The sequence below is a fragment of the Paenibacillus sp. Y5S-9 genome (assembly GCF_036894235.1).
Lineage (GTDB): Bacteria > Bacillota > Bacilli > Paenibacillales > Paenibacillaceae > Paenibacillus.
On sequence record NZ_CP145887.1, the window covers coordinates 4,320,270 to 4,332,974 of the forward strand.

Annotated in this window: 16 protein-coding genes; 1 reads left to right on the plus strand and 15 read right to left on the minus strand. The window is 45.5% G+C overall.

What is annotated here, in order from left to right; genetic code table 11:
* Positions 1 to 52 precede the first annotated feature (52 nt).
* From bshB1 to V6669_RS18955, 5 genes are all read right to left on the minus strand, one after another.
* Positions 53 to 751: a bacillithiol biosynthesis deacetylase BshB1 gene (gene bshB1, locus V6669_RS18935; RefSeq protein ID WP_338587569.1), complete on the minus strand. Its 699-nt coding sequence runs from the start codon at positions 749 to 751 to the stop codon at positions 53 to 55.
* Complete coding sequence (gene mgsA, locus V6669_RS18940; protein ID WP_017687735.1) at positions 748 to 1,188, minus strand: methylglyoxal synthase; 441 nt, start codon at positions 1,186 to 1,188, stop codon at positions 748 to 750. Before mgsA ends, bshB1 begins: the two co-directional genes overlap by 4 nt.
* A gap of 11 nt (positions 1,189 to 1,199) precedes the next feature.
* Positions 1,200 to 2,003: a 4-hydroxy-tetrahydrodipicolinate reductase gene (dapB, locus tag V6669_RS18945; protein WP_017687734.1), complete on the minus strand. Its 804-nt coding sequence runs from the start codon at positions 2,001 to 2,003 to the stop codon at positions 1,200 to 1,202.
* 80 nt (positions 2,004 to 2,083) lie between these two features.
* A complete protein-coding gene (locus V6669_RS18950; protein WP_338587571.1) occupies positions 2,084 to 2,608 on the minus strand; it encodes a tetratricopeptide repeat protein in 525 nt (174 codons plus the stop codon).
* Positions 2,609 to 2,658: 50 nt separating this feature from the next.
* Positions 2,659 to 2,988: a nucleotide pyrophosphohydrolase gene (locus V6669_RS18955; RefSeq protein WP_017687732.1), complete on the minus strand. Its 330-nt coding sequence runs from the start codon at positions 2,986 to 2,988 to the stop codon at positions 2,659 to 2,661.
* Between the two features lie 172 nt (positions 2,989 to 3,160).
* On the opposite strand from V6669_RS18955, the gene V6669_RS18960 reads away from it, so the two are divergent.
* Positions 3,161 to 4,030: a YitT family protein gene (locus tag V6669_RS18960; RefSeq protein WP_221820340.1), complete on the plus strand. Its 870-nt coding sequence runs from the start codon at positions 3,161 to 3,163 to the stop codon at positions 4,028 to 4,030.
* A gap of 109 nt (positions 4,031 to 4,139) precedes the next feature.
* Here the strand turns inward: V6669_RS18960 and V6669_RS18965 are convergent, their stop codons facing one another.
* From V6669_RS18965 to V6669_RS19010, 10 genes are all read right to left on the minus strand, one after another.
* Complete coding sequence (locus V6669_RS18965; RefSeq protein WP_338587573.1) at positions 4,140 to 5,009, minus strand: sporulation protein YpjB; 870 nt, start codon at positions 5,007 to 5,009, stop codon at positions 4,140 to 4,142.
* Between the two features lie 94 nt (positions 5,010 to 5,103).
* Positions 5,104 to 6,849: a cellulase family glycosylhydrolase gene (locus tag V6669_RS18970; protein WP_338587574.1), complete on the minus strand. Its 1,746-nt coding sequence runs from the start codon at positions 6,847 to 6,849 to the stop codon at positions 5,104 to 5,106.
* A 247-nt stretch (positions 6,850 to 7,096) separates the two neighbouring features.
* Positions 7,097 to 7,723 (minus strand): DUF1405 domain-containing protein, encoded by a 627-nt coding sequence (locus tag V6669_RS18975; RefSeq protein ID WP_338587575.1) that lies wholly within the window; start codon positions 7,721 to 7,723, stop codon positions 7,097 to 7,099.
* Between the two features lie 111 nt (positions 7,724 to 7,834).
* Positions 7,835 to 8,719, minus strand: coding sequence for a menaquinol-cytochrome c reductase cytochrome b/c subunit (locus V6669_RS18980; protein ID WP_036607643.1), 885 nt, complete (start codon positions 8,717 to 8,719; stop codon positions 7,835 to 7,837).
* A 21-nt stretch (positions 8,720 to 8,740) separates the two neighbouring features.
* The gene (locus tag V6669_RS18985; protein ID WP_017687726.1) at positions 8,741 to 9,412 is read right to left on the minus strand and encodes a cytochrome b6; all 672 of its coding nucleotides are present in this window, start codon (positions 9,410 to 9,412) and stop codon (positions 8,741 to 8,743) included.
* A gap of 15 nt (positions 9,413 to 9,427) precedes the next feature.
* Positions 9,428 to 9,970: a ubiquinol-cytochrome c reductase iron-sulfur subunit gene (locus V6669_RS18990; protein WP_017687725.1), complete on the minus strand. Its 543-nt coding sequence runs from the start codon at positions 9,968 to 9,970 to the stop codon at positions 9,428 to 9,430.
* A gap of 192 nt (positions 9,971 to 10,162) precedes the next feature.
* Positions 10,163 to 10,585 (minus strand): DUF2487 family protein, encoded by a 423-nt coding sequence (locus V6669_RS18995; RefSeq protein WP_338587577.1) that lies wholly within the window; start codon positions 10,583 to 10,585, stop codon positions 10,163 to 10,165.
* Positions 10,586 to 10,738: 153 nt separating this feature from the next.
* Complete coding sequence (locus tag V6669_RS19000; protein WP_017687723.1) at positions 10,739 to 10,918, minus strand: IDEAL domain-containing protein; 180 nt, start codon at positions 10,916 to 10,918, stop codon at positions 10,739 to 10,741.
* Between the two features lie 23 nt (positions 10,919 to 10,941).
* Entirely contained in the window at positions 10,942 to 11,448 is a 507-nt protein-coding gene (locus V6669_RS19005) for a gamma carbonic anhydrase family protein (protein WP_338587578.1), read from the minus strand.
* A 44-nt stretch (positions 11,449 to 11,492) separates the two neighbouring features.
* Positions 11,493 to 12,611, minus strand: coding sequence for a hypothetical protein (locus V6669_RS19010; RefSeq protein ID WP_338587579.1), 1,119 nt, complete (start codon positions 12,609 to 12,611; stop codon positions 11,493 to 11,495).
* Positions 12,612 to 12,705 lie beyond the last annotated feature (94 nt).

Genomic DNA, 12,705 nt, shown 5'->3' on the forward strand with positions numbered 1-12,705 from the left:
GCAACGGAATAATGAAACCCTTCGTTTCATTAAACGTAAAATGTGAAATCGTTTATTTGGCACCCGTGCCAAATTGATGAACCACGTAAGGTGTAATTGTAGCAAACCCTTCTGCAAACGGTATGAGACTGCGTTGTCCGAGCAAGGAATCACGGGCTATTACACGTTCAATATACCCTTGATTCAATGGCGTCGAGACCGCTCCGGCTCCCAGTTCGAATTGGGAACGATAAGAGAGCAATGAAGCTTCTTTTTGCTCATAGTGTTCCGTAATATCGACAATCAAATCCGTAGGCCCGATGTCATTAATAAAGTAAAAATAAAGTTCCTTCACCTGCACGGCAGGCATGTCCGGCATGTAGTTGCGAAGCTTGGCGTTAAATACAGCCTCCTGCACAAGCTTACTGCAATTGACATGATCCGGATGACGATCTTTCCAATAGGGAGCAAATACCATCCTAGGGGCATGACGCCGTATCTCAGCCGTTATCGCCTGTACATGTTCAGGAGTAAGATACAAACCACGATCAGGAAGCCCCAGATTCGTTCGACACGAAAGACCGAGGACGCGGGAGGCTTGCTCCGCTTCCTCGGTTCTGCGCTCTACTGTTCCGTTCGAAGACATCTCAGCACGAGTCAGATCACACACGCCTACTTTCAAACCAGCAGCGGTATGTTTGGCAATCGTTCCACCCATACCAATCTCCGCATCGTCCGCATGTGCTCCAAAGATAAGAATATCCAGGCTCATTCGGAATCACCCGAATTTAATCCAGCCTCCGGCTTGTATTTATGTACCAGCTCTCTCCAGGCAAAATCGCCACGATCCAGAGCCTTAACCAGAATCTCAGCGGTTGCGATATTGGTGGCAAGTGGAATTCCCTGCACATCACAAAGACGCAACAACGCATTAATATCTGGCTCGTGAGGTTGTGCCATCAGTGGATCACGCAGGAAAATAATCAGATCCATCTCATTTTGCGCAACCAAAGCTCCAATCTGCTGATCTCCGCCCAATGGGCCTGATTCGAATCGATGAATCTTCAGAGACGTTCCTTCCATAATACGAAGGCCCGTTGTTCCTGTAGAATACAATTGATGGTCCGTAAAAACAGGCTCATATGCCGTCACGAAGTTAACCATCTCTTCTTTTTTACGATCATGGGCGATAAATGCTATTTTCAACATGACAATCTCCTTTAGTCGATAAAGTGGTCAAATCCGTAGATCATTCCTGTATATTCCATAACCTTTTGCACACCAATCTTAACACCAGGCATATAACCTGCGCGCTCGTAGGAGTCATGCCGAATTTTGAGTGACTGTCCATAGTCTCCGAAAACAACTTCCTGCTGCGCGAATACACCAGGCAATCGTACACTGTGAATTCGGAATCCGTTGTAATAACCGCCGCGTGATCCTTCAATGGTTTCTTCCTCATTTGGGTTACCCTGACGAAGTTCTTCCCGATTGGCAGCAATCAGTTCGGCAGTTTTGATCGCTGTTCCGGAAGGAGCATCCAGCTTCTGATCCCCGTGATATTCGATAATCTCCACATTTGGCATATGTTTGGCAGCCTGTGCTGCGAATCGCATCATCAGAATGGCACCGATCGAGAAGTTAGGGGCAATAAGCCCTCCAATTCCTTTGTCCTGGCATTGCTTGTCCAACTGTTCAATCTGCTCCGGCGTAAAGCCGGTAACACCCATGACAGGTCTGACTCCATGACGGATCGCGATCTCGGTATGTGTAAAAGCATATTGAGGCACTGTAAAATCAACCATAACCTGAGGTTTTGTTTCGGCAAAAGCCATTTCGATATCATCAGTCACCAGCACCCCACACTCTGGCAAACCAACAAGGGTTCCTGCATCCGTACCTGCTCCGGAGCGGTTGACAGCCGCTGCAAGCTCCAATTCCGGGTCCTGAAGTACCAATTTCACAACTTCACGGCCCATACGGCCAGCCGCTCCGATCACGGCAACTCTGATTACTTCACTCATATTGACTGCATCTCCTCGCTATGTTGGTTCATATCGTTGAATCCATTTCAACTCAAAAGAAATCTTTGCAAAATGAATTCTTATTGAATGGATTTCATACGTTGCTTGATTTCCTGTAACATCTGATGCAGTTGCCCATTCTGTGGGTCCAGCAAAATTGCCTCACGCAGCGCCTGAATTGCATAGTCAAATTCATTCAAATCACTGTAAGCCAGCGCAAGCATAACATGAGCTTCCACTGAGAGCGGATCAAGTTTGACCGCTTCTTGCAGAAGCGTTGACGCTTCCACATAGCGCCCCTGTGTTGCAATACCCGCCTGCTCCAACAGCAACTTCGCTCTGGAGGTCAATTGTTTTGCTTCTAATGTCTGCAGATGCAAAATATACTCTTCTGTTCCTGGCGACAATTCAACTGCCTTACGCGCATGTTCAAGCGCTGGAACAAGATGCTTGCTGCGGGCGTGTGTAATGGAACAGCGATAATGTAGCTCCGCATGTTTTGGATGAGCGTGAATGGCTGACTCGAACCAGCGAATCGCCTGCTCAAAATCATTTTGCAATATACAGCGGTAAGCCTGCTGCATATATTCTTCCGGTTTCATCATTAAGCTGACCCTCCCCGATCGGGTGATGGTACAGCATATGTAATCTACGCCTAATCGGTGTTTTTGGGAGTCCACCGATTGGCATCGCGGGTGTTAAATTTATGCATGACTTTATCGTGCGCCTCAGCCAGATCAATTCCCAGTGAGTTTGCAAAACAAATCGTGATAAATAAAATATCTCCAAGCTCAAGTTCAATGGAATTGGCTGCTTCGGAAGATTTCTTAGGCTTCTCGCCGAATTCATGATTCACTTCTCTGGCGAGCTCTCCAACCTCTTCAGACATCCGGGCCAACATGGCCAGAGGACTGAAATACCCCTCCTTGAACTGGGAGATATACTGATCAACCTCACGCTGCATTTCTGCGATGCTTTTCTCCATGAGAACGGATTCTCCTTTTGAAATGATGTCGTATTTGTTCCTAATAATATCAGTTATTTAGATTCACTTCCACCATCATCAGCGACAAATCATTTTTAAAGAATCAATAAACAGGTATACTAGATGGGAATGATTGCTTCTTCATTCTAATTTATCTACAGCGAGGGATCTTATGAGCACTGCCAAAACCTGGGTTCAAGTTAAACTGGTTCTTCCCATCGTGCTGGGTACAGCCTTATATGCCTTTGGGCTCCTCTATTTTATTATCCCCAACCAGCTTATGGAAGGTGGCCTCACCGGGGTTACGGTGCTGATCAATTACGCTTTTGGCATCTCACCTTCACTTACAACCTTGATTCTGAATGTTCCCCTCTTTCTGATCGGGCTCAAAATTTTGGGCGGCAGACAGATGATCTATACGGGTATCGGAATCGGGGCACTGACTGTTTTTCTGTGGTTGTTTGAGAAGTTGATTCATCTGGGCTGGATTGAACCATTACATACCGAGAATGACTTACTGTTAGCAGCACTATATGCAGGTGTTACCCTCGGAGCCGGCCTTGGTATCGTATTTCGTTGGGGTGGAACGACGGGCGGTTCAGACATTATCGCTCGTATTCTCAACCGCAAGTATGGATGGAGTATGGGACGAGTATTACTGGGCATCGACTTCGTCATTATCGGGCTCTCTCTCATCTACATCCCCAAAGAAAAAATTCTGTATACGCTTGTAGCTGTATTCATCGCCTCCAAAGTCATCGACTTTATTCAGGAAGGTGCATATTCTGCCCGGGCATTTATGATCATTAGTGACCACGCACCCGAGATTGCGGACCAGATCACACGGGATATGGATCGTGGCGTTACCCTCATTCCAGCCATTGGCGCGTACTCTAAACAGGCCAAACACATGGCCTACTGTGTGATCTCCAGGCAAGAGTTCAGGCGACTGCAGACCATTGTACGTTCCATTGACCCCAGAGCTTTTGTCATCATCAGCGATGTTCACGATGTACATGGCGAAGGTTTCAAAGAAAGCTGATATAACACAGAAACTACAAGAAAACCTCTTTTCCCATGAAGAGCCATTAGCGTGGCTGTTTATGCGGAAAGAGGTCTTTTTTATATACCACGATCAACTTCATATCCGATTAGCGCCGAAAAGGAAAAATCCCCTGCTGCTGCGCACGATATTTACGATATCCGGCGTAACTTAACGTCGCGACAATGACCGAACTAATGAGCAACCCGGCTGCCCTGCGATCAGGACCCTGTACAAACGGTACAAAAGCACTCTCGTCCTTCTCGCGACCAAACAACTGGTTCACCAGTTCCTCCCCATGGCCCACCATGCTCTTTAATTGAGCCAGATCAGGCTGCTTTGCAGCGGTAAGCCCTTTGGTATGAGATAACCAAGCGTCCATCTGAGCAATCTCATACGGTTCACGACGAATCAGTGCAGCAGGACGAATCGTCTCATAATGCTCCTCCAGAACGGTGTAGCGGTTTGCCAGTACAGCCGCAGTTTGGCCTTGATTTGTAGCAGCGGATAAAGCGTCCAGATCGTTTTTCACGATTTTATAATACTGGAGCCATAAAGGCTTGGTTGGATTCGCAAGACTATCTGCTGCAAGTCTGAGTTTGGCAGAGGACTGCTGAAGAGAAGCATCGTCATTTTTCACCTTCACAACGGCTTGTTTCACTTCAACTATGGTTTCGGACAAGGCGTGAATGCCCTCGACGGTTGTTTGTCCCTCAAAGGAGATATGCTCCAGACTTTTACTGATACGCAGAATGCTGCCTCGCACTTCTTCAATATTGTTCTCGAGCGCCTGACGATACAATATGGCTGCTTCCTCATTAAGCTGTGCAATTGAATTGTTTGTGGACACTTGCTGATCTGAAATCGAATTCAATGCTTCACTTTGTGCGGATACACGATATGCTAAGTTCGTCCAAAGCAGCAGAGCCATGAACGATACCACCAATAAGCCAGTTTTGATCCCAAACGTTCTCTTCATGGACATCCCTCCCACCACCAATGTATGGCGGGGGACAGTTCGTTAGAACAAGCAGAGGACGATTCCGTATCCTACTAGACTTATGACACTTCATTTAGAAAACGATACCTAAACCTGTTACATTATTTCCGCTTTTCTGAATGGAATAGTTCATAATCTGGCCATCGTAAAATTCGATCCTGACCTTCAGTTTTCCATCCGGAACCGAGCTGTCAAACGCATCTTTCAAAAGGGTGAATGTTCCATCCGTATAGTCAGCTGTAAAATCACTGCCAAACTTCATATATTGAAACCAGGAATTGCCGCCTATTCGGTTACCAGATTCATCGAGAAGTGAGGCCCGTCTTACGTTGGTCCCGTTATATTGGACCGGAATGACGATTCCTTCGGTTATTGTGCCTGCGGTCATTTCAAACACAGGCATTGAATGTTTGATAATAAGCTGATGCCATTCTGCGCCTTTCGAGAATTCAAAAACCAAATCAGCAATAATGCCGTTAGAAGCCTGATTGAATTTCTCGTTTATAAATTCTCTAGAGATCGTAAGTGTTGAGGTAGCTTCATCCAATGAGTAATAATTTTTATGGACTCCCTTAATGTGCTTAAAGCTGTTTCCATTCAGAGTAAGCGGAATTTGGATATCGTTTGCAGCTTGCTGATTAACATAGATTTCATTTAGACCTGTGGAATAGGAAGAACGCTGTTTCATATTAGCTGCTTGAATGGTAGTTCCATATTCATCATGCCAGTCAAAAGGTGGAACCCTCCAAAACGCACCTGGCCATATCATAGAGCTAACTCCATATTGCGATGCCTTGTAGTTCAGATATTCAAGATATTTCCGTTTTTCACCTGACTGCATTTTCGCCGCGCCATCATCAGGGGATAACCAGCCATATTCACCAATAACAACTCCAATCCCCTTGGAAATTAAGGCATGATTTAATGTGTTAAACATCTGGTCTATATTACTTCTTGGCGTATCTTGAACTCCATCGTAAAGCTTTTCATCAAAGCCCGTTCTACCCAAGTTGCCGCTGAAGACCCAGTCACTATAAAAATGCACAGTGGCGATCAAGTTTGGATCGTTCAGCCCCGCAATAAAATGATAGGCTGCGTTGGCTTTATCCATATCTGCGCTTGTAGAATACGTTGGAATAACAATCATTCTTGTGGCATTATTTCCACCAGAGCTGCGGATAACATCATATGCAGCCTGATTGATCATATCCAATTTATCCTGTTTGGTGATGGTTCCTGTATCATTTTCAAAATAAGGTTCATTCATTGTCTCAAACATGACCTGCTCAGGTTCATTCTTAAAATGATTAGCAAGCTGCCTCCAGAGATCTACATACCTTTTATACTCCTCTGACGCCTTATTTCCATCCCAATTGGAAAGCCATGTCCAGGAATCGTGATGAAGGTTGATCATCACATACAGGTCTGCATCAACGGCCCAATCAACCACTTGCTTATATTTGGCCAACCATTCGGAATGGATCACATAGTGTCCATCTGCACCTAGTGTATACCTTGTATAGGCAGTCATTGGAATCCGAATACTATCAAAGCCTTTTGCTTTGGCTGATAATATTAATTCTTGGGTTACTTGTGGCTGCCCCCAGGAGGTTTCGTCAGACAGGGCGAGATCGTCGGTTCTAAAACTGTCATAGGTGTTGAATACGTTCCAGCCTTTGCCCATTTTCTGTACATATGCCTGAGATGGAGTTTGTGGATCGGCATTGGCTTGAGAATTCCCATCATCAACTTGATATGAAATGGATAGCGCTATCAAAAATACAATTAATAGTTTTACTATTCTTGTTCTCTTCATCATACATGTCACCTTCCCTCTCCGGATTAACTTACAAAGCTGATCACAACTCGTCACCTCTTTCAATATTAAGTAATTATGGAAAATAATTTCAAAATCCAGTTTCAATTTTATTATAAGGTGCGGAACGGAGATAGCCTTGATTTTCAAGCCATGAAATAGCACAATATGGACACATTTTGGACACAAAAAAAGCCGCTAAAATAGCGACTCTTCATGAGACGTGTTATTATCTCTCCAAAGTATGAGATCAGGTACGTCTTGCCTGTCTTAAGGCCAGCCACGCGCACAGAATGCTCACCAGTGTCAGTCCGAATGTAAAATTACGCACACCATCTACATGATCATAGAGGGAAGCGGGTAACCAAGGGTAAATATCATATGTATAATCCATCGTATCGTTCAACAGCGTCCAGAGACCTGCAACAACAAGGGCAGCCCAGCGGAAGCCGAAAAAGCTTACATATATAAGAGCTTCAATGGCCATCGCACTATGCGAAGCAATCAACATCCAGTCTTGCCAGTGCTGTGTACCGCCTTGCATCCAGCCAGCGAAAATAATGGATACGGCCCACACGCCATATTTCACAGATGTGACCACGGCAAGCGCCTGAATCACATGTCCGATCCGTTTGATAATGATGGACCGTGGTGGGTACAAGATCCATAACAACGCTAAAGTAAAAAACAAACTCGCTGTTGGACTATCCGGCACAAATACGATCTGCCACACCGGCTGCTCAGCCAGCGTCAATTTCATTTGCTCTCCGTACCAGATGTATCCGTATACCGTTCCTACCGCATTACACCAAAATAATAGCCACAGGAAATAACGATTGGTCAGAAATTCCCTACTCCAGAAATACGATAAAGCCACATTCCCTGCCCCTTCCTTCATCATATATTGTGCACGATACAGTGCTGTCCAAAAAACACTTCAAAAAAACCTGACCGCATAAACGATCAGGTTTCATTGGTTATTTTGATTTTACTGTTCTGCTTTCTGTTTCGCAAGCCATTCGGTCAGATGAGTAATCTCTTCATCCGTGACGCCTTGAGCAATAGCATTATTGTACTGAGGCTGCATTGCATTGTAGCCTTCTTTGATAATGGTCAGAATCTCTTCCTGGCTGTGCTTGTCACCTATGCCTCGAAGCGAAGGTCCAGTTGCGCCCTTCATATCAGCCGCATGACAACCAATACATCCAGCCTTTTTGTACGTTTCCATTGCAGGATCATCCTGTTCCACGATCGCAACTTCTTCTTGCTGTCCAGGTGCATTGGAAACGGGTGGAAGCCCCTGCTCACGCCTCTCCAGCGCTTCTTCTTCACGTTGAATATGTTCAGGCTTCTGTCCACTTGCTTCCAACTCATGCTCGTAGTGCGTCCACGCTACATTTGTCAGGTAAAATACAGAAATGACCGACAAAATCATCAGTGATGAAGCAATTGGGCGTTTATAGAAACGCCGCTCCTTGCCTGTATCCAGGAATGGTGCCAGCAGCAACGCTCCAAAAGCGACTCCGCTGACCCCCAGTACCCCGAGCAAAACGTAATCGCCCGATGCATATGGATACTTCAAGTACTGATACAGAAAGAGGAAGTACCAGTCCGGCATAGGAATTACGGATGCGCTCGGATTGGCCGGATAGCCTAAAGGTGCAGGTTCTGAGATCGTGAGAACCAGAATCCCCACCAATACAACGACACCAACCATCCATTCTTTCAGCAGGAAGTTGGGAATAAAGGCTTCTGATTTGCCGGGATACGCCGTGTAATCAGGAGGGGTAATAAATCCCGCCCCTTTACGGACCCGTGAATCACCGACAAAGATAACCTTTTCCTCATCATCCTTCTTATGTCCGTGAGCCATTGCGATTCCTCCCTTCTCAGTTTATAGTGGTCCCGAAATGCCCTGTCTGCGGATCATGATAAAGTGTCCGACCAGAAGCACCAGAAGCACAGCGGGGAGGAAGAATACATGCAGGGCAAAGAATCGGGTTAGTGTCTGTGCACCGACAATCGTACCGCCTTGCAGGAATTCTTTAATAATCGGTCCCAACCAAGGAACCGTATTGGCAATCTCCAGTGTTACTTTTGTTGCAAAATAGGCTTTGTTATCCCATGGCAACAAGTACCCTGTCAGCCCCAGGCCCAACATGACGAAAAAGATCAGCATGCCGACAACCCAGTTCATTTCACGCGGTGCCTTGTAAGAGCCTGTAAAGAACACACGCATCGTATGTAAGAACATCATTACGATAACCAGACTGGCTCCCCAGTGGTGCATGCCGCGAACAATTTGGCCGAAAGCTACTTTGGTCTGCAGGTACTCCACACTTGCGTAGGCATTGATAATATCAGGTACGTAATACATGGTCAGGAACATGCCTGACAGAATCTGAATAACAGTAATAAAGAACGTCAATCCACCAAAGCAGTACACGAATGCGGAAAAGTGATGAGCCGGATTTACATGCTCTGGAACTTCATGATCCGCAACGTCCCGCCAGATTGGCGTGATGTCAAGACGCTCGTCAATCCAGTCATAGACATTTTTAAACATCTGCGTTCACGCCTCCTAATTCACTCGGGTGTTCGGAACAATGTCGCCCAGATATACCCAACCCTGCTCTTCCTTGACTACGTACTCATCCAGCGGTTTGGGGGCTACGGCAAGATTCTTCCCTTCCTTGTCATAGTGCGCGCCATGGCAGGGGCAATGATACTCGTCAGGGTATTGCTTGTCACTATTCCAGCCTACTGTACATCCCAGATGTTTACAGATAGGTGAGAGTGCATAAATTTTGCCCTGCTCGTCTTTGCGAATCCACGCCACTAACGATGCATTACTCAGATACCAACCATCCTGTTGTTTAAGTTCAAAGGTGAATTCTTGAGGCTCATTCGTAATTTTGCTGATTTCAGCTACTTTGACAGAGGTGCCTTCTCCCTTATGTTGCAAAATCGGGTCCACCGCAAAACGGACCATAGGAAGGATTGCACCGGCGGCCATGTAGGCTGTAGCTCCACCAAGCGTGTACGTCAAAAACTGCCTGCGTGACATCTCCATGCGGCTTGGCAATTTCAATGAAGCTTCGTGGTGGTCATGCTCACTGCTCATACTGTCTCCAACCCCCTTTTTCAGCCAACTCTCTCAAACGTTTTCATTTTCATAAATTCCACGACTTACTAGAACATACATAATCATATAGTAGCCCTAGAACACCGTCAAGAATTTGTCACACATTTTTAAGGTTCAATTGTAAGCGTTATTAAAAAATTGTTGGTAAATTGTCACATTTGTCGTTAAAAACTATTTTTTCCACAACTCTCGTATCTTTTCCCCTATAAATCTCGCAATCCCCTCTTCTCCGACCTCATGAGTTAAGACGGACCGACTCAAAACCAGATCAGCAGCTGGAATGTCCACGCCATCCAAATGACCATCTGATGACATAATAACCACATATTTGAATCCTGAGGATTTAAGCTGTGCAGACAAGGAATTTAATGTCATTGACAATTCCGAATTAGCATAATGAAAGGCTGGATAAGTCATGATTCTCCCTTTGAAAGGAATTTCGACCAGATCCAGAAAATCTCTCAGCCGCTCCAACGCCTCGGTAGCTTCAACTGGCGACTGCTCACCGCTAAGAGCTGTGTATGGAATAAGGCATGTATCCAGATAGAGTTGCAGTTCAGCCCAGCTGTCTTGAGTCATCTCACTGAATTTCAATTCCCTATATCCCCTTTCTATCCATTTTATTCCCATATTATATATGACTATATCTTATAAATCCAGACATTCATTTCGGAATTACACATATCAAAAAAAGGAAACACGCATCTGCGCATTCCCTTTTATCTCAGAAAGGAACTATTTTGCTAATCAGTTTATGGTCCTCAGTTCATCCGTCAGACTCCGGAAAGCTACTTCGTCTCCGGTAGCTAACGCTTTATCGATTTCCAAATAGAGCTTCTCGCTGCGCTGTTTGCGAAGCGCTTCGTCCCACACCATCTCAGCTGCCAGCCCCAACATGACTTCATACGTAACTTTCATTTTATCCAATAGGATGCACCTCCAAAACGGATTTAAGAGCTCCTATATTCTTTTCCTTTGGTAACATAACCCAGTGAAGTTCTGGACATCCGCTCCAGATCGGCATCAGTCAGCTCACGTATCACTTTGGCAGGTGTCCCCAAAGCAAGAGTATAGGGCGGAATTTTACTATTCTCAGTAACAACAGAACCGGCTCCAATCAGCGTATATTCGCCAATATCGGCTCCATTCAGCAGAATGGCTCCCATGCCGATTAATGATCCTGTTCCAATACGACAACCATGAATGATCGCTGTATGTCCTACTGAGACATCATCTTCCACAATCAAAGGTTGATCAGTATTGACATGCCCAACAACGTTATCTTGAATATTACAGCGCTTTCCAATGATAATAGGAGCCAAATCAGCCCGCAGGACTGCATTGAACCAGACGGAAGACTCTTCTCCCATTCTCAAATCACCGATCAGTTTTGCACCTTCAGCCATATATACCGAAGGGTGTAACTGAGGTTGTAGACCTTTGTATGGAATTATCATTATTATCACTCCTTAATTTGGGAGTGATTTTAACAACTTGTCCTTCACTTGTCAAACATAATAGGCGTAATGTCTCCTGAGATGGAGCGACAGGATGCAGCAAGACGTGTGCCCCAGGCTGTCATTTGTATCGTCCGGCCTTCCTCATGTTCCCCAATACGGACCATGCCAAGATGCAACATCATTTTAACAATTCTGTTATCATAGATGGCCTCAACCGTATCATAATAGAACGGCTGAATGAATGGACCGATCTGACGAAACAGCGACTCGGCGGTTGACCATTCTTGGGCACATTCGCCTGTCCAGTACACAATAGAGGACAGATTGGGAATAGCACCTTTATACAATCTTAACCAAAACCTAAATAGCTGTATCATTTCGGCTGTTTTCTCTGCCCCCAGCTTGTCTTCTCCAGCTGGTGACAACTTCAGCGTGCCTTGCTCCTCACGAACCAGCCGATGGTGAAATGCATAGTCGTAGAGAAGTGCAAAACGATCCGGGTAATCCTTGAAGGAACGGCCATATCCGAATCTCCATCCACCTTTGCCCACCAATTCCTCACTAATGTGCAGATGCTCCATAATCTGCTGTTGAGAGCGACGGTACATCATGCCTTCAGCGTTAAGGGTAATTTCGTGCTGCTGGACAAACTGCAGGAACAACTTGAGATCATCCGCTAAGAGATGATATTCATCCCGATACATGGGTGGTTCCGTTGTTTTGGTAATGCCTGCTCGCAGATGTGTGGATAACACATCCCTGAATCTTAATTTCAGATCCTGGGGTACCTGATACAAATACCTGGTCTGCTGCGTTGTCCCATTGAACAACCATCCACTCTTATTAAAGCGAACGATGAGATCACGTGGACTCGCGCCAGCCTCACTCTCCTTTTTGTCCATAGATTGACGGGCTATGGCAATGAGTTCTTCCATACCATAATACTGGCGAGGATCAAACAACAAGTTGTTCAAAAAGCGCTGATCTGCTTGATTCAGTTGACGTACCTGCTGCTCAAAAAAGGGTCTGCTGCCCAATGTAGTGAGAATACTCTGGATGAGTTCATGTTTGGAATTGGGCTTGCATTCACATTGGTAATAGTCTGCTATTCGATTAAGCTGGCCAATATCGGCAAAAGTAAGCATATCCGCTAGATTCATGGGTCCATCGCCTCGCCCGTTAACTACTTCGACTGCTGATTAGGAGCCTGAAATAGTTTGGTTTTGTAAACATCGTTGACGGAATTCCCATAAT